Raw genomic sequence first — 15,616 nt, forward strand, 5'->3', positions numbered from 1 at the left:
TTCTCATGGAGACCTCAATGCAAATTCCAACCTCATTGAAGACGGCGGCGCGCTCGGCCTTGCTTGGCACGCTCGCGCTCGCCGCCCTGGGAACGGTCGCGGCCTTCGCCCAGGAAACCGCACCCGCGGCAGCCGATGCCGCTGCGACGGCCCCAGCACCCGCTGATGTCATGGACAAGGGCGACGTCGCCTGGATGCTGACCTCGTCGCTGCTGGTGCTGTTCATGGCGTTGCCGGGCCTGGCGCTGTTCTACGGCGGGCTGGTGCGCGCCAAGAACATGCTGTCGGTGCTGATGCAGTGCACGATGATCGTGGCGCTGGTGATCGTGATCTGGACGTTCTGGGGCTACTCGATGGCCTTCGGCGACGCGCCGAGCCCCTACTGGGGTGGTCTCGGCAAGGCCTTCCTTGCCGGCGTGACGCCGGAAAGCATGGCCGCGACCTTCACCAAGGGCGTGGTCATTCCCGAATATGTATTCATCGTCTTCCAGATGACCTTCGCCTGCATCACCCCGGCGCTGATCGTCGGCTCGTTCGCCGAGCGCATCAAGTTCCCGGCGGTGCTGCTGTTCGTGGCCTTGTGGGTGACCTTCGTCTACTTCCCGATCGCCCACATGGTGTGGGATTCGGACGGCCTGATCTATGGCTGGGGCGCGCTTGATTTTGCCGGCGGCACGGTCGTGCACATCAATGCCGGCATCGCCGCGCTGGTCGGCGCCCTGCTCGTCGGCAAGCGCACCGGCTACGGCAAGGACAACATGGCGCCGCACTCGATGACGCTGACCATGGTCGGCGCCTCGATCCTGTGGGTCGGCTGGTTCGGCTTCAATGCCGGCTCGAACCTCGAAGCCAATGGCGGCGCAGCACTCGCCATGATCAACACCTTCACCGCCACCGCCGGCGCGATCCTTGCCTGGGTGATCATCGAAGTGGTCGCACGCGGCAAGGCTTCGATGCTGGGCGCGGCCTCGGGCATGGTCGCGGGCCTCGTTGCAGTGACGCCGGCTGCCGGCTTCGTCGGTCCAGTCGGCGCCATCGTACTCGGCGCCATAGCCTCGGCCATCTGCTACTTCTTCGTGGCGGTGGTGAAGATCAAGCTCGGCTATGACGACTCGCTCGACGTGTTCGGCATTCACGGCGTCGGCGGCATCGTCGGCGCGATCGGCACCGGCATCTTCAATGCCGAGTCGCTCGGTGGCATCGGCTATGGCGACATGTCGGTCGCCGGCCAGGTCTGGACGCAGTTCCTCGCCGTGTCGGTGACGGTGATCTGGTGCGGCGTCGGTTCGCTGGTGCTCTACAAGCTGGTCGATCTGCTGATCGGACTGCGCCCGACCGTCGAAGCCGAACGCCAAGGACTCGACCTAACCTCGCATGGCGAAGTGGCCTACCACACGTAATTCCGGCCGGCGGCGGATCGAAAAACTCGCCGCCGCATCCTCCCTATCCCGTCGTGGCCGCCCGAAAAGCGCCCACGCCTTGGGGCCCGGAGCAATCCGGGCCCTCTTTTTATGCCGGGCGCATCAAATCAGGCAAAAAACGCCCGAATCCGTGGCCACAAGCCGATCGCTGCGCGCACGCGGCGGGCGGCGTTGGCACCCCGCACCGCTTCGCCGAAATGGCAGTAGCAGACGATGTTGTGCAGTTGCCTGTCGGACAGGTCGAAGAAGCGCTTTGCCTCGCCATAGCTGTCGTCGGCAAGGCCATCGGCCCGGAAACCCGCGTCCTCGAATGCCACGGTGATGGGCGAGCCCGCGACGCGCAGTGCCTGCCGTGCGGCGCGAGGCGTGTATTCCGTGCCTGAAAGCGTTCCAAGGCGCCGTTCCGGCTCGCGCTGCAGAAGTTCGGCCCAACGTTCGAGGCGCTGGGTTCGCGTCATCGGCAGGCGCGGAGTTGCAGGACGGACTTCAGCGAAGGCTTGCAATTGCTCGATGCTATGGTGCTTCATCGTTGCCTCCTTTTAGTTTTCGCTAATATACAAAGGTATGGCGATGCCGATGCCGCGGCAAGCCCGTATTGTCTCGCCGGAACGGAAAAACCCCGCTCGGAGGGGAGCGGGGTTTTTCCTGCCAATAGGTCCACAGGAGGTGGTCTACATGGCGGACATCGTCACCGCGCTTACCTTGGTGGCATCGTCGTCGGCCACTGTGACCGTGACCTTCATGCCAGCGGCCAGATCGGCCGGCAGTGCGACGTCAGCGGGCACGGTGTAGCTCTTGCCATCTTCCATCGTGATGACGCGGGTGTCCTTGTTGAACTCCTTGACGACGCCGTCGGCCGAGGCCGCCCATGCTGCGCCTGCCATGAGTGCCGCGGCTCCAAGAGCCAAAATCAGCTTTCTCATTCTGCTTCTCCTTGGTTGTTCCCTCGCCCTACCAACGACCCAAGTTCGCCATGGTTGCATCAAATCGAGTGGTCGACGGGATAATACCGCCCTTGGCCGGCGGACGCCGGGCGGCGAGGAAGGCAACGCTTGCCAGAGATGGCTAGCGCTTCCGACGCTGCGCGTCGGAGCCTTGCCAGCCGCCCAGCATGTCTAAAGCATCGAGTCCGTCAGCTTGTTCGCCGGGATACGTGCGCGACCTCACCGACGAAAAGAGCGCAATCGCGCCAAGGAGGAAATTGGCTAGAAAGGAACGCTGCCGGACAGCAGGCTCCTTGGCGCAGCCTTCGACGGCCTGCTGCAACTGGATCGCGTCACCTTGCATGAGTTTGCGCCCTTCCGGTGCTGAAATCGGGGACTTCTGCAAAGGGCGCCGGCCCGCTCCATCGGGCATTCTGACGCCCCCCGGCGACAATGCCCGATCGTGCGAGCGGACGATCTCGCGACTTGGCCGCAGTGTAAATGCAATGGGAGCGGAACGTCCGGAACACTACGGAATTTCCCGGAAGTTCCTGAGGTGGCTTGCTTTCGGTGGCAAAGAAGAAAATATGTCGAACTGGAGCGCTGGGGGAGAATTAATGGAATGAATATTGACCGGAAGCTGCGCCTGACTGCGGCTTTTGTTGGCGCAGCGACACGGAAGGATTTGGCTGCGGCTTTCAGGCGGGTGAATCCGGCGACCGCATTCGATGTCGATCGGGCCGACAAATGGCTCCAGGGCCGGTCAACGCCGCGACAGTTCAGCGTCTACGAAGACTGGATCAAGATGCTCGAACTTCCCAAGCAGGCCGACTGGATCGTCGACTGCGACCTGGACAGCTTCGTCGGCCAGATATGCGAACACCATGGCAGGGATCGCCAGCAACTCGAGCGGAGAGCGATGGCTTTCGGCAAGCCCCAGCAGCCGGGGCAGGACGACAGGGGGGCCACGATCGTCGGCCGCTATGCCTGCTATTCACACAGCTGGTCGCCATATTTTCGCGGCCAGTTCATCCGTGGGACGCTGGTGATCGAACAGGAGCACGGGCCGCAGCGGCTGACCGCGACCTATATAGAACACCTGCCGACGATGCGGCTGCAGCTCAAGGGTCATGTGACCGTCACGCGGCGCAGCGTCTATATCCATGTCGGCGGACCAAGCGACGATACCCATTTCTTCTTCGCGCTGTTTCCGTTCTCGCCGCCGGGAAGCGTGCTTGGCGGATACCTTGCCGGCACGACCGTGCTCGGGCCGGAGTCCCAGCCCTCGGCCACGCGTGTCGTCCTGGTGCGGCTGAAGCAGGCGGACATGCAGTCGAATGCGGGCGACGGCTATCTCGATCCGGCCCTGACGATCCCGCAGGATCTGGCGAGGTTCGACATCGATCTCGCCCAGCCTGACGTCGCCGACCTGCAACTGCGCAGGTTTCTGACGCGTGCCAGCGATGCTGGCGCCGACCAGATCGCCACCGATGATTTCCAGCCCCTCGTCGAGATGTTCGACCGTGAATGGCTCGGCCGCTGAGGCCGGCAGATGAACCATGGCTTAACCTTAATGCGGCCTTAACCTTCGCCCCGATAGTCTGACAGCCGAATCTGCCCGAGACGCGTCCGCGCCCGGGCCAAAGCATTATTGGACGGGGACGAGGCATGCGTTCTGGGGTTTCCTCACCGCTCGCGCTGACTGAAACGGGGCACGGCATCCAGGCATTCGCGCGACGGCAGGCAGGCCGCGCGGCGGGCTTGGGCCTGTTTGCCTTCGTCGCCTTTGGGCTGGCGGCGCTCGGCACCTGGAACGTCGCCGATCCGAGCTTCAGCCATGCCACCGACAATCCGGTGACCAACGCCATGGGTTATCCCGGCGCGGTGTTTGCCGACCTCGCCATGCAGTTCTTCGGCCTGGCCTCGGTCGCAGCCCTGATGCCGGCGGTGATCTGGGGCGTGCTGTTTGCCACCGCACGCGGCGTCGACCGCATGCCCAAGCGCGGCGTTGCCTGGTTTGGCTCTGCCCTGCTGGCGGCGGCAATCACAGGCTGCGTCGGTGCCCCGCCGACCTGGCCGCTGCCGACCGGCCTCGGCGGCGTGTTCGGCGACATGGTGCTCAAGCTGCCGGGGCTGTTCATCGGCGGCTATCCGACCGGTCTGATCGCCACCGTCATCGGCGTGCTGCTGATCGCGCCGGCGATCTGGCTGTTTGCCTTCGGGGCTGGCTTGCTCAACCGCGAGAACGGCTTTGCCGTCGTCAACCCGAAGCCCAAGCCCGACATGCGCGAGCAGGATTTCGCCAGCTTCGACGACGAGGACGAAGACGACAACGAGGGTGTGCTGGCGCTTGGCGCGATCACCCACTGGTGGCTGTCAGCCAAGGCCTATATGCGCCGCCGCGCCGCCAAGCGCCGCGAGCAGGAAGGCTACGACATGCCGCCGGTGAAGCGCGAGAGCGCCTGGCGGCAGGCGGCCGAGCGCGTCGAATCGGCCGAACGTGCCGAAGCCCGCGTTACCGCAGGTGGCCGCGCGCGCGTCGAGCCGGAGTTCTTTGCCCAGATGGTGTCGCAGGACCGCCAGGTCTCGGTCGCCCCGGACGACCAGGACGTGTTCGGCGACGACGACGATTTCGACATGCCCTCGCTCGACGGTCGCGCGCAGGTACAGAATTTCCGCTCGCCCGCCTCGGCAGGTCCCGCCTCGGCACGTGTCGCGGCGCCCGCACCGCGGCCTGCTCCCGGCGCTCGCGTGCAGCGCGAAGCGCAAACGACGCTGATCGGTGCCGACACTTTCGAGATGCCGTCGCTACATTTCCTGTCGGAGCCCAAGAATGTGGCGCGCGACGCCAGCCTGTCCAAGGACGCGCTGGAACAGAATGCGCGCCTGCTCGAAGGCGTGCTCGAGGACTTCGGCGTCAAGGGCGAGATCATCCATGTCCGCCCGGGTCCAGTCGTCACGCTCTACGAGCTTGAGCCGGCGCCGGGCATCAAGTCGTCCCGCGTCATCGGCCTTGCCGACGACATCGCGCGCTCGATGAGCGCCATCGCCGCCCGTGTCGCGGTGGTGCCGGGGCGCAACGCCATCGGCATCGAACTGCCCAATGCCAAGCGCGAGACGGTCTATCTCAGGGAGATCATGGCGAGCCGCGACTTCGAGACGACCAAGGCGAAGCTTGCGCTGGCGCTCGGCAAGTCGATCAATGGCGAGGCGGTCATCGTCGACATCGCCAAGATGCCGCACGTGCTCGTTGCCGGCACCACCGGCTCGGGCAAGTCGGTGGCGATCAACACCATGATCCTGTCCTTGCTCTACCGCATGACGCCGCAGGAATGCCGGCTGATCATGATCGATCCGAAGATGCTCGAACTGTCGGTCTATGACGGCATTCCGCACCTTCTGACGCCAGTCGTCACCGACCCGAAGAAGGCTGTGGTGGCGCTGAAATGGACGGTGCGGGAGATGGAGGACCGCTACCGCAAGATGTCCAAGGTCGGCGTGCGCAACATCGACGGTTTCAACGCCCGCGTCAGCCAGGCCGAGAAGAAGGGCGAGAAGATCTCGCGCACCGTGCAGACCGGCTTCGACCGCCAGACCGGCGAGGCGATCTACGAGACCGAGGACCTCAACCTGGAGCCGATGCCCTACATCGTCGTGATCATCGACGAAATGGCCGACCTGATGATGGTCGCCGGCAAGGACATCGAAGGTGCCGTTCAGCGCCTGGCGCAGATGGCGCGCGCGGCCGGCATCCACGTCATCATGGCGACGCAGCGTCCCTCGGTCGACGTCATCACCGGCACGATCAAGGCCAACTTCCCGACCCGTATCTCGTTCCAGGTGACGTCCAAGATCGACAGCCGCACGATCCTGGGCGAACAGGGCGCCGAGCAGCTGCTGGGCATGGGCGACATGCTGTACATGGCCGGCGGCGGCCGCATCCAGCGCGTCCACGGCCCGTTCGTTGCCGACGACGAGGTTGAGAAGGTGGTCGCCCACCTCAAGCTGCAGGGCGTGCCGGAGTATCTCGACGCGATCACCGAAGACGATGGCGAGGACGAGGACGATGCGCCGGGCAAGGGCGGCGGCGGTGGCGGCGGCAATTTCGAGGATTCGGACGACCCGTACGACCAGGCTGTCGCCGTGGTGCTGCGCGACGGCAAGGCCTCGACCAGCTATATCCAGCGCCGTCTCGGCATTGGCTACAACCGTGCTGCCTCGATCATCGAGAAGATGGAGCAGGAGGGTATCGTCGGGCCTGCCAATCATGCCGGCAAGCGCGAGATTCTGGTGCCGACCGAAGACGACAAGATGTAGGATCAGGGGAACCTGCGATCACGTTTTCGCGTTCTTGGGCGCATGGCGTGAACCATGTCAAACTTCAGCCCTACTAAGTGCCGATAGAACCGTCGAACTGGATTGAGAGAGTAACCGGCATGAACGACGACATCCGCACCCCGACCCGCCGACGCCTGCTCGGCTTCGCGGCGGCCATCGCGCTGACCGCGACGCCGCTGATCGCATGGCAGAACCCGGCCCAGGCCCAGGCCTCCGAGGCGGCGCAACGTATCGCCGACCATTTCTCCAGCGTGCGCTCGATGTCGGGCGAGTTCGTGCAATTCGGTCCGCGCGGCGAGCAGACAGGCGGCAAGTTCTTCCTGCAGCGCCCGGGCAAGATCCGCTTCAACTATGAGGCGCCGTCCAATTTCAAGGTCATCTCCGACGGCAAGTCGGTGGTCATCCTGAACTCCAAGATGCGGACCTCCGATCTTTATCCGCTGTCGAAGACGCCGCTGAAGCTGCTGCTCGACGAGCGCATCGATCTCACCGGCAACAAGGTCAAGAGCGTCACCGAAGAGGACGACCTGACCACCATCAAGCTTTCCGACAAGCAGGTGTTCGGCAATTCGACCATCACCATGATGTTCGACCCCAAGACCTATGAGCTTAGGCAGTGGACGATCACCGATGCGCAGGGCAAGGACACCACCGTGATGGTGTTCAACGTCAAGCAGGGCGGCTCCTTCGCCGCCGACACGTTCAAGATCGACTACAAGCTCAACCGCGAGCTCAACACGCAAAAAAAGAGCGACTGAGAGGCTGCTTGCAAACTCTACCCTGCCGGTCATCTGACGCGGCTTTCTGCGCTTCCGGTGCTCACGTACTTTAGTACGCTCCGCTCCGGTTCTCGAAACCCCCGCCATATGTCTCGGCAGGGCGAGTTATCAATCAGCCTCTTGGGGTAAGTCTGCCCGCCTTAGCTGTGGACAGCGCTGCGGCCGGCGCTGCATCCGTCTTCGCGCCTTGTCATCGCTGGCCTGTACTGGCAGGTTCCGCCGCAAATTCTTGCCGGAACCAGCCATGTCCTTTTCCCTTGCTACCTGGAACATCAACTCCGTGCGCCTGCGCATGCCGCTGGTCGAGCGGCTGCTGAACGAATACGCGCCAGACGTGCTGTGCCTGCAGGAGACCAAGTGCCCGGACGACCAATTTCCTTCCGCGGCGTTCCGCAAGCTCGGCTACGAGCACATCGCGATCCACGGCCAGAAGGGCTATCACGGCGTGGCGACCGTGGCGCGGCGGCCGCTGGAGATCGTCGAGAAGCGGCGCTTCTGCGAGATCGACGATAGCCGGCACCTGTCGGTGCGGTTCGATGCCGGTGGCAAGAAGGTGACGCTGCATAACTTCTACGTTCCCGCCGGCGGCGACGAACCCGATCCCGAGATCAACCCGAAGTTCCGACACAAGCTTGGCTTCGTTGCCGAGATGAATGCCATCCGGGCGGCTCACGACGAGACGTCGGCCTCGGTGCTCGTAGGCGACCTCAATATTGCGCCGCTGGAGCACGATGTCTGGTCGCACAAGCAGTTGCTCAACGTGGTCAGCCACACGCCGGTCGAGACCGAGAATTTCGAGGCGATGCGCAAGGCTGGCGGCTGGGTCGACCTGATGCGGCTCAACGTGCCGGACGAGCAGAAGATCTACACATGGTGGAGCTACCGGGCGAAGGACTGGGAGATCTCCAACCGCGGCCGCCGGCTCGACCATGTCTGGTCGTCGGCCAATCTGGCGCCGCAGCTGACCGGCATCGAGATCCTGAGCGCTGCGCGCGGCTGGGACCGGCCGTCGGACCATGTGCCGGTCATAGCGCGGTTCGATTTTGACTGAGATTCGGTGAAACCGCGTGCATTTACGGGCAGGCCAGCTTCGTCGGTTTACCCGACCTGGTGAGCGAGTGAAACGAGCGGAGAGTGTCGGGAATCCATGCCGCAATGCTGACAAGTCAGCGGCGGAGGAGGGCGGCGGGGCCGGACGAGGTCGAAACCGGCGCACAAGCTTTTCCTTGATCCAGAAGTGCAACCGACGGCAGCCTACTTGCCGAAGCGGGGCGCCATGTCCTCGATCCGCGCGAGCATGTCCTGGAGGTCCTCGAGGATGTGCTGGTGCAGGTCGGCGGCGGCCTCGGGGTATTCCTCGAGAATGCGGTGGAACATTTTCCGGTTGAGCCGGATGATTTCCGAATCGGTCGCAGCAGCAGCACTTGTCAGCCGCCTTGTATCGGCGATGAGGGCCAGTTCGCCGAGCATCGAACCCGGACCGGCGGTGCCGAGTTCGAGGCGAACGCCATTGACCTCGCGATAGAGCGCGATGCGGCCCGAGATGACGACATAGGCCGAATCAGCCTCGTCGTCCTCGCGATAGAGCTTGCGATCGGCCGGGAGATGCACATTCTCCGCGCCGAAGGCCAGCAAACGCAGCTGTTCTTGGGTGAAGCCCTCAAACAGCCTCACGCCGGACAGGATGCGGATGTCGTCATCCAGCGCCATTATGTCCCCGACTTCTCAGACCGGCTCCTTCTCCCTGTCGTTGACCGGCGGCCCCACACCGCCGAAAAACCGGTCAGGGAACCAGCTTGTATCCGCCGCTTTCTGTCACAAGAATTTCCGCATTGGAAGGATCGCGCTCGATCTTCTGCCGCAGCCGGTAGACATGTGTTTCCAGCGTATGTGTCGTCACACCCGAATTATAGCCCCAAACCTCTTCGAGAAGCACGTCGCGGGTAACGACCTTCTGGTCTGCGCGGTAGAGATACTTGATGATCGAGGCCTCTTTTTCGGTGAGCCTGACCTTGCCGCCGCGTGCATCGAGGAGCAGCTTCTGGCTCGGCTTGAAGGTGTAGGGGCCGACGGAGAAGGTAGCATCCTCGCTCTGCTCGTGCTGGCGCAACTGGGCGCGGATGCGGGCGAGCAGGACGGCGAAGCGGAACGGCTTGGTGACATAGTCGTTGGCGCCGGCCTCGAGGCCGAGAATGGTGTCCGAATCAGTGTCGTGGCCGGTCAGCATGATGATGGGCGCCTTGTAGCCGCCCTTGCGCAATATCTTCACCGCCTCGCGGCCATCCATGTCGGGCAGGCCGACGTCCATGATGAGCAGGTCGATGAGGCCGGCGCGGGCGACATTGACGCCCTTGGCGGCCGTCGCTTCCTCAAGGACTTCGAACTCCTCATAAAGCGCGAGTTGCTCGACCAGCGTGCTGCGCAGATCGTCGTCATCGTCGACGATCAGGATGGTACGTGAGGTCATGAATCAATCCGTTGTTTTAAAATCAAAATTCTGTTGACCGCGGCAATTGGATGAAGAAGCTGAACGGCACAACTGTCAACGCGGTGATTTGGTTCCGCGTGCGATCATACAAGAAAAATCAAAGGCGTAATTGGGGCGGGCGGGTTTTTGCGAAAATGCATTTCCACCATCGTCGTGCGGGCCAAGCCCGGCGACCGGACCAAGGGGCTTCTGCAGGTTGGCGGGACCGTGTTTCCCTGCGCGCTGGGGCGTGGCGGGATCACCGCGAACAAACGCGAGGGCGATGGCGGCACGCCGCTCGGGCCGATGCGGCTATTGTCGGGCTATTTCAGGCGTGATCATTTCGCAGCCGGGCAGACAGGGCTGGCGATGAGCGCGATCGTGCCTGACCTCGGCTGGTGCGAAGTGCCCGACGACCGCAACTACAACAGGCCGGTGAAGATTCCCTACGGCGCCAGCCATGAGCGGATGAAGCGCGACGACCGGCTCTATGACGCCTGCATCGTGCTCGACTGGAACATCAGGCCGCGCCGGCGCGGCCGCGGCAGCGCCATATTCTTCCATCTGGCGCGGCCGGGTTTCACCCCGACGCAAGGCTGCGTGGCGGTGACGGCACAGGTTATGGCGCGGCTGTTGCCGCACCTGTCGAGCCGTACGATCATGAAAGTGGTGCGCTAGCGTCGCCAAGTGGACGCGCAGCGCTGTAAAGAAAGCGGCCCGAAGATCGGGAGACATGATCTTCGGGCCGAGTGTGCTCCCAGAGTGAGTGGGAGAAAGGTTTCAACGATGGGGCTGGCGGCGGGGCTGCTGCCAACCGATGTCGAGCAGGCCGAGGCGGCCAAGATCGGCGTCGACAGCCTTGGCGATGTCCTTGCTGGCAATGCCGGTGTCGCGGCGATAATGCTCGGTCAGGCAGCCGAAATCCTCGGCGGGCAGGTTGAGGGCTGCCTTCATCTGGCGAAACCAATCGAAAACCGGCTGCAGCCGTGCCGGCTGGACAAAGGTGGCTTTCAGGACATCGGTAGACATGGTCGGTTCCGTTTCGTCCGGACATCAAATCCGGTTTGACATTGATTGAACTGGGCTCATGATGCTGCTTTGAAAGACAAAAGAGAAACGAGTAGTTCTTTCTCGATCATCAAACCGAATTTGAAGATCTGGCGATGCGCTTCGTACCCGGGACACGTGCTTTGCGGACGCTGGAGGCTGCCGGCCGGCACCTGAATTTCACCCGTGCGGCCGACGAGCTCGGCCTGACGCCGGCCGCCGTCAGCCACCAGATCAAGGAAATCGAGGATCAGCTCGGCGTGGTGCTGTTCACGCGTACCAGCCGCAGCATCCGGCTGACCGAGGCGGGAGCAGCACTTTGCGACGCCTCAGCCGATGCGCTCGACACGCTCAACCGCGCCGTTTCCAGGGCGCGAAAGCTGACGCGTGGGACGGCGCTGCTGAAGGTGACGCTCGACGCGCAGTTCGCCTCGAAATGGCTGATGCGGCGCGTCGACGGCTTCCGCAAGCTGCACCCCGACATCGAGCTGCGCTTCGACATCAGCTACGACGTGCGCGACTTCGACCTTGACGACGTCGATGTCGGCATTCGTTTCGGCACGGGCAAATATCCGGGGCTTGTCGCCGACCGGTTGTTCGACAACATGATCATTCCGGTGTGCAGCCCGGCACTGCTGGCGTCCGGCCCGCCGCTGCGCGTGCCACGCGACCTGTTCAACCACACGCTCGTGCATATCGAATGGTCGCAGCAGGGCGTGACCTGGCCGAACTGGCGGATGTGGATGGCGGCGGCCGGCGTCGACGATTTTGACGACAGCCGCTCGATCGTGTTCACCACCTCATCCGACGCCGTGCAGGCGGCGATCGATGGCAGCGTGGTGGCGCTGGCCGATTTCGCCATGGTCGCCAACGATCTGTCCGAGGGGCGGCTTGTCCGGCCGTTTGACCTCGGCATCCGGGTGTCGCGCGAGTTCGCCTATTTCCTGGTCTATCCCAAGGGGGTTGCCGACGATCCGCGTATCGCGGCGTTCCGGCAATGGATTCTGGATGAGGCCGAGAAGACGCAGACCTGACAGGCGTCAGGCAAAGCGCCAGACGGTGGTGCGCTTGACCTCGGCGTCTTCGAGCGCGCGGGTAACGGGCACCTCGTAGGAGGCCAGTTTTTCGAGCCGCTCCCTGGGCAGGTAGGAGCGGCCGGGATCGCCAACGAGAATCTCCGCACCGCGTGCCCTGAGCGCTTCGAACCAGGGCACCAACCGGTCGGCGAAGGGCTTTTCGTAGAAGACGTCGCCGGCAAGCACCACGTCCCAGCCGTCGTCGCTGCCGACGAGGTCCGAGCCGGCAAAGCCAACGGTCACATCGTTGACTGCAGCGTTGAGCCGGATGGCCGCTTCGCAGAACGGATCGATGTCGGCGCCGACGACGGCTACCGCGCCCGCCTGCATGGCGGCGATGGCGACGAGGCCGGAGCCGGAAGCGAAGTCCAGGACGCGCTTGCCGTACACGGTCTCCGGGTGATCGAGCACATAACGCGCCAGACCCTGGCCACCGGCCCAGGCAAAGGCCCAGAAGGGTGGCGGCAGGCCGATCTCGGCCAGTTGTTCCTCGGTGCGGTGCCAGAGATCATGCGCCTCGTCGGCAAGGTAAAGCGCGATCTCGGGCACATGCGGCGGCCGCATCAGTGCCGTGTTGGCACGGATGAAGTTTTCCGCGCTTTCGGGCGTGAGCCGTGTGACGGAACCTGTCGTCACGGCGCCTTGTCGAGCCCGGCCATGCGGCACACTTCCTGCCATTCGTCCGGGGTGACGGGCTGGACCGAAAGGCGCATCGAGGTGACCAGTGCCATCTTTTCGAGCGCCGGATTGGCCTTCACGTCGGCCAGGGTGACAGGCTTCGGGATTTCGCTGTGGTAGCGGATGTCGACGCATTCCCAGCGCGGGTCGTCGGTGGTGGTGTCGTGATGGGCCAGCGCGCAGACCTCGGCGATGCCGACAACCTCGAGGCCTTCATTGGAATGGTAGAAGAAGCCGAGGTCGCCGATCTGCATGGCGCGCATGTTGTTGCGGGCGAGATAGTTGCGCACGCCGTCCCACTGCGTGCCCTTCTTGCCGGCCGCCTTCAGCATCTCAAAGGAGAATTTGAACGGCTCGGATTTGAACAGCCAGTATTTCTTGTCGCTCATGTCGTCCCCTCGATATCCGATCAGGCGCTCGCCGGGTTGTTGAAGACCCAGTTCCAAGGGCGGACCTGGACGCTTTCGAACAGGCCGGCTTTGGCATAGGGGTCGGCAGCGGCGATTGCCTGGGCAGCGGCGTTGTCAGCCGCTTCGATGACCACAAGGCTGCCGTCGGGCTTGCCTTCGCCGTCGAGGAACGGGCCGGCGAACTTCAGCGCACCCTTGGCGTTAAGGTCGTTGAGGAAGGCGACGTGTTCGGGGCGGGTGTCGAGGCGGACCTGAAGATGGCCCGGCTTGTCCTTGCAGATCAGTGCGAAAAGCATGTTGTCCCTCTCGATGGAAATCAGTCGGCTTCGGCGCGCAGCGGCCGCGTCATCAGGCCGGCAACCGCCTCGTTGATGGTGATGGCCTTGTCGAGCAAGGCGGCAACCGCCTCGACGATCGGCGCTTCAATGCCGCGCTCGCGGGTCAGCCGCGCGGCGATGTAGGCGGTTGCGACGCCCTCGGCCAGCGGCCGGCCGGACAGTTCCTCGCCTTTGCCGAGCGCCACGCCATAGGCGAAGTTGCGCGACTGCGCGGAAGAACAGGTCAGCATCAGGTCGCCGAGACCGGACAGGCCCATCAGCGTTTCTGGCCGGGCGCCGAAGGCAGCACCGATGCGGCGCAGCTCGACGAAGCCGCGGGTGACCAACGCAGCCTGTGCCGAGGCGCCGAGGCCGGCGCCGGTGACGGCACCGGCGGCGATGGCGAAGACGTTCTTCAACGCGCCGCCGAGCTCGACGCCGATGAGGTCGTCGGTCGAATAGCAGCGCAGATTGGCGGCGGAGAAGCGCAAAGCGAGGGCTGCGGCGCGCTCGTCGTCTTCGGCGGCAACAACAACGGCGGTCGGCAGGCCACGCGCCACATCGGTGGCGAAGCTTGGTCCGGAAAGGGCGGCCACCGGATTTTCGGGCAGGAGTTCCCTGGCGATGGCCGACAGCAGCGTGCCGGTGTCGCGCTCGATGCCCTTGGCGCAGAGCACCAGCGGGACATGGGAGGCGACATGCGGCTTGACCTCGCCAAGTACGCTGCGCAGTGCTTGGGCCGGGGTGACGACCAGAACGCAGTCGGCGCCGGTCAGCGCTTTCGCGAGGTCGGATGTCGCGGCGATGCCGGTCTCGAAGGTGATGCCGGGGAGGTAGCGCGGGTTCTGGCCCTTGGCGATGGCCTCGACGCTGTCGGCGTCGCGGGCCCAGAGCGTGACTGAATGGCCGGCGCGCAGCATGGCCAGTGCCAGCGCCGTGCCCCAGGCGCCGCCGCCCAGAACCGTGACCTTGTATGCGCTCATGCCTTGGCTCCCCGCCTGCCGGAGCCGACGACCGGTGCTGAGACGCTGTCCAGCGGCCAGCGCGAGCGCGGCACGAAATCGAATGCGTCAGGCTCGGCCAGCCCGGCGCGCAGCCGCTCGATGCCGGCCCAGGCGATCATCGCGGCATTGTCTGTGCAGAGCCACATGGGCGGTGCGATGAAGCTGAAGCCATTCTCGGCGCACAGCGCTTCAAGCCTGGCGCGGATCTGGTGGTTGGCGGCGACTCCGCCGGCAACCACGAGCGACGGGCCCGCAACATCGGGGAATTCGGCGCGGAAGCGGGCCAGCGCGCGCTTGACGCGGTCGCCCAGCGTGTCGGTGACGGCGGCCTGGAAGGAGGCGCAGATGTCTGCGACATCCTGGTCGCTCAACGGTGCAACTGAAGTTGCTGCCTGGCGCACCGAGGTCTTGAGGCCGGAGAAGGAGAAATCGGGCTGGGCGGAGCCTTTCATCGGACGCGGGAAGACGAAGCGGGTGGCGTCGCCAGACTGCGCCGCCCTCTCGACATTGGGGCCGCCGGGATAGGGCAGGGCCAGCATCTTGGCGGTCTTGTCGAAGGCTTCGCCAAGCGCGTCGTCGATCGTGGTGGCCCAGCGCTGGTAGTCGCCGACGCCGCGCACCAGAACGATCTGGGTGTGGCCGCCGGAGACGAGCAGCAGAAGGTATGGGAATTCGAGCCCGTCTGTTAGCCGCGCGGTCAGCGCGTGGCCTTCGAGATGGTTGATGGCGATCAGCGGCTTGCCAGACGAAGCGGCAATTGCCTTGGCCGTCATCAGCCCGACGATCAGTCCACCGACAAGGCCGGGGCCGGCGGTGGCGGCGACTGCGTCGATGTCAGCGAGCGACAGGCCGGAATCCTCAAGTGCGGCCTCGACAATGCCGTCGAGCGCCTCGACATGGGCGCGTGCGGCGATCTCAGGCACGACGCCGCCGAAGGCTGCGTGTTCCTCGATCTGGCTGAACACCGTGCTCGACAGGATCACCGGCTTCTTGCCTGCCTCGAGCGCAACGACGCTGGCTGCGGTTTCGTCGCAACTGGTCTCGATGCCGAGAACACGGATCAATTGGTCGCTACCCTGCATGATTGCCCGGTGGTAATTTCCTAGATAGGAGGTACGGGACCGCCCCGCCAGCGCGGGGTTATCACGGACCAAGC

At 64.3% G+C, this 15,616-nt stretch carries 18 protein-coding genes; 7 read left to right on the plus strand and 11 right to left on the minus strand.

The window, feature by feature from the left end; translation table 11 throughout:
* Positions 1 to 17: 17 nt before the first annotated feature.
* Positions 18 to 1,400 carry an ammonium transporter gene (locus CO731_RS05620; protein WP_108609651.1) on the plus strand — a complete coding sequence of 461 codons (1,383 nt, stop codon included), beginning with the start codon at positions 18 to 20 and terminating at the stop codon, positions 1,398 to 1,400.
* 128 nt (positions 1,401 to 1,528) lie between these two features.
* Here CO731_RS05620 and CO731_RS05625 read toward each other — a convergent pair whose 3' ends face one another.
* From CO731_RS05625 to CO731_RS05635, 3 genes are all read right to left on the minus strand, one after another.
* Entirely contained in the window at positions 1,529 to 1,948 is a 420-nt protein-coding gene (locus CO731_RS05625) for a hypothetical protein (RefSeq protein ID WP_108606314.1), read from the minus strand.
* A gap of 144 nt (positions 1,949 to 2,092) precedes the next feature.
* Positions 2,093 to 2,344 (minus strand): DUF1344 domain-containing protein, encoded by a 252-nt coding sequence (locus CO731_RS05630; protein ID WP_108606315.1) that lies wholly within the window; start codon positions 2,342 to 2,344, stop codon positions 2,093 to 2,095.
* Between the two features lie 142 nt (positions 2,345 to 2,486).
* Positions 2,487 to 2,708 carry a hypothetical protein gene (locus tag CO731_RS05635; protein WP_108606316.1) on the minus strand — a complete coding sequence of 74 codons (222 nt, stop codon included), beginning with the start codon at positions 2,706 to 2,708 and terminating at the stop codon, positions 2,487 to 2,489.
* A gap of 258 nt (positions 2,709 to 2,966) precedes the next feature.
* On the opposite strand from CO731_RS05635, the gene CO731_RS05640 reads away from it, so the two are divergent.
* The 4 genes from CO731_RS05640 (at position 2,967) to CO731_RS05655 (ending at position 8,512) form a co-directional block, all read left to right on the plus strand.
* The gene (locus tag CO731_RS05640; protein WP_108606317.1) at positions 2,967 to 3,887 is read left to right on the plus strand and encodes a hypothetical protein; all 921 of its coding nucleotides are present in this window, start codon (positions 2,967 to 2,969) and stop codon (positions 3,885 to 3,887) included.
* 125 nt (positions 3,888 to 4,012) lie between these two features.
* Positions 4,013 to 6,661, plus strand: a complete 2,649-nt coding sequence (locus tag CO731_RS05645) for a DNA translocase FtsK (RefSeq protein ID WP_108606318.1) — start codon at positions 4,013 to 4,015, stop codon at positions 6,659 to 6,661.
* Positions 6,662 to 6,780: 119 nt separating this feature from the next.
* Positions 6,781 to 7,440: an outer membrane lipoprotein carrier protein LolA gene (locus CO731_RS05650; protein WP_108606319.1), complete on the plus strand. Its 660-nt coding sequence runs from the start codon at positions 6,781 to 6,783 to the stop codon at positions 7,438 to 7,440.
* A gap of 265 nt (positions 7,441 to 7,705) precedes the next feature.
* Positions 7,706 to 8,512 carry an exodeoxyribonuclease III gene (locus CO731_RS05655; RefSeq protein WP_108606320.1) on the plus strand — a complete coding sequence of 269 codons (807 nt, stop codon included), beginning with the start codon at positions 7,706 to 7,708 and terminating at the stop codon, positions 8,510 to 8,512.
* Positions 8,513 to 8,715: 203 nt separating this feature from the next.
* Here the strand turns inward: CO731_RS05655 and CO731_RS05660 are convergent, their stop codons facing one another.
* Complete coding sequence (locus CO731_RS05660) at positions 8,716 to 9,171, minus strand: cyclic nucleotide-binding domain-containing protein (RefSeq protein ID WP_108606321.1); 456 nt, start codon at positions 9,169 to 9,171, stop codon at positions 8,716 to 8,718.
* Between the two features lie 73 nt (positions 9,172 to 9,244).
* Positions 9,245 to 9,928, minus strand: a complete 684-nt coding sequence (locus CO731_RS05665) for a response regulator transcription factor (RefSeq protein ID WP_108606322.1) — start codon at positions 9,926 to 9,928, stop codon at positions 9,245 to 9,247.
* A gap of 174 nt (positions 9,929 to 10,102) precedes the next feature.
* On the opposite strand from CO731_RS05665, the gene CO731_RS05670 reads away from it, so the two are divergent.
* On the plus strand, positions 10,103 to 10,606 hold the full coding sequence (locus CO731_RS05670; protein ID WP_199914609.1) for a L,D-transpeptidase: 504 nt from the start codon (positions 10,103 to 10,105) through the stop codon (positions 10,604 to 10,606).
* A gap of 102 nt (positions 10,607 to 10,708) precedes the next feature.
* Here CO731_RS05670 and CO731_RS05675 read toward each other — a convergent pair whose 3' ends face one another.
* On the minus strand, positions 10,709 to 10,957 hold the full coding sequence (locus CO731_RS05675; RefSeq protein WP_108606323.1) for a hypothetical protein: 249 nt from the start codon (positions 10,955 to 10,957) through the stop codon (positions 10,709 to 10,711).
* Between the two features lie 134 nt (positions 10,958 to 11,091).
* Here CO731_RS05675 and gcvA point away from each other — a divergent pair, with 134 nt between their 5' ends.
* A complete protein-coding gene (gcvA, locus tag CO731_RS05680; RefSeq protein WP_108606324.1) occupies positions 11,092 to 12,009 on the plus strand; it encodes a transcriptional regulator GcvA in 918 nt (305 codons plus the stop codon).
* Between the two features lie 6 nt (positions 12,010 to 12,015).
* Here gcvA and CO731_RS05685 read toward each other — a convergent pair whose 3' ends face one another.
* The 5 genes from CO731_RS05685 to tsaD form a co-directional block, all read right to left on the minus strand.
* Positions 12,016 to 12,615, minus strand: coding sequence for a methyltransferase (locus CO731_RS05685; protein ID WP_245439786.1), 600 nt, complete (start codon positions 12,613 to 12,615; stop codon positions 12,016 to 12,018).
* A gap of 68 nt (positions 12,616 to 12,683) precedes the next feature.
* Positions 12,684 to 13,118, minus strand: coding sequence for an EVE domain-containing protein (locus tag CO731_RS05690; protein ID WP_108606326.1), 435 nt, complete (start codon positions 13,116 to 13,118; stop codon positions 12,684 to 12,686).
* A gap of 20 nt (positions 13,119 to 13,138) precedes the next feature.
* Positions 13,139 to 13,435, minus strand: coding sequence for a YciI-like protein (locus CO731_RS05695; RefSeq protein ID WP_108606327.1), 297 nt, complete (start codon positions 13,433 to 13,435; stop codon positions 13,139 to 13,141).
* Between the two features lie 20 nt (positions 13,436 to 13,455).
* Positions 13,456 to 14,439 carry an NAD(P)H-dependent glycerol-3-phosphate dehydrogenase gene (locus CO731_RS05700; RefSeq protein ID WP_108606328.1) on the minus strand — a complete coding sequence of 328 codons (984 nt, stop codon included), beginning with the start codon at positions 14,437 to 14,439 and terminating at the stop codon, positions 13,456 to 13,458.
* The gene (gene tsaD / locus CO731_RS05705) at positions 14,436 to 15,521 is read right to left on the minus strand and encodes a tRNA (adenosine(37)-N6)-threonylcarbamoyltransferase complex transferase subunit TsaD (RefSeq protein ID WP_199914610.1); all 1,086 of its coding nucleotides are present in this window, start codon (positions 15,519 to 15,521) and stop codon (positions 14,436 to 14,438) included. Before tsaD ends, CO731_RS05700 begins: the two co-directional genes overlap by 4 nt.
* Between the last annotated feature and the right edge of the window lie 95 nt (positions 15,522 to 15,616).

The sequence above is a fragment of the Aminobacter sp. MSH1 genome, assembly GCF_003071665.1.
GTDB classification, from domain to species: Bacteria; Pseudomonadota; Alphaproteobacteria; order Rhizobiales; family Rhizobiaceae; genus Aminobacter; species Aminobacter niigataensis.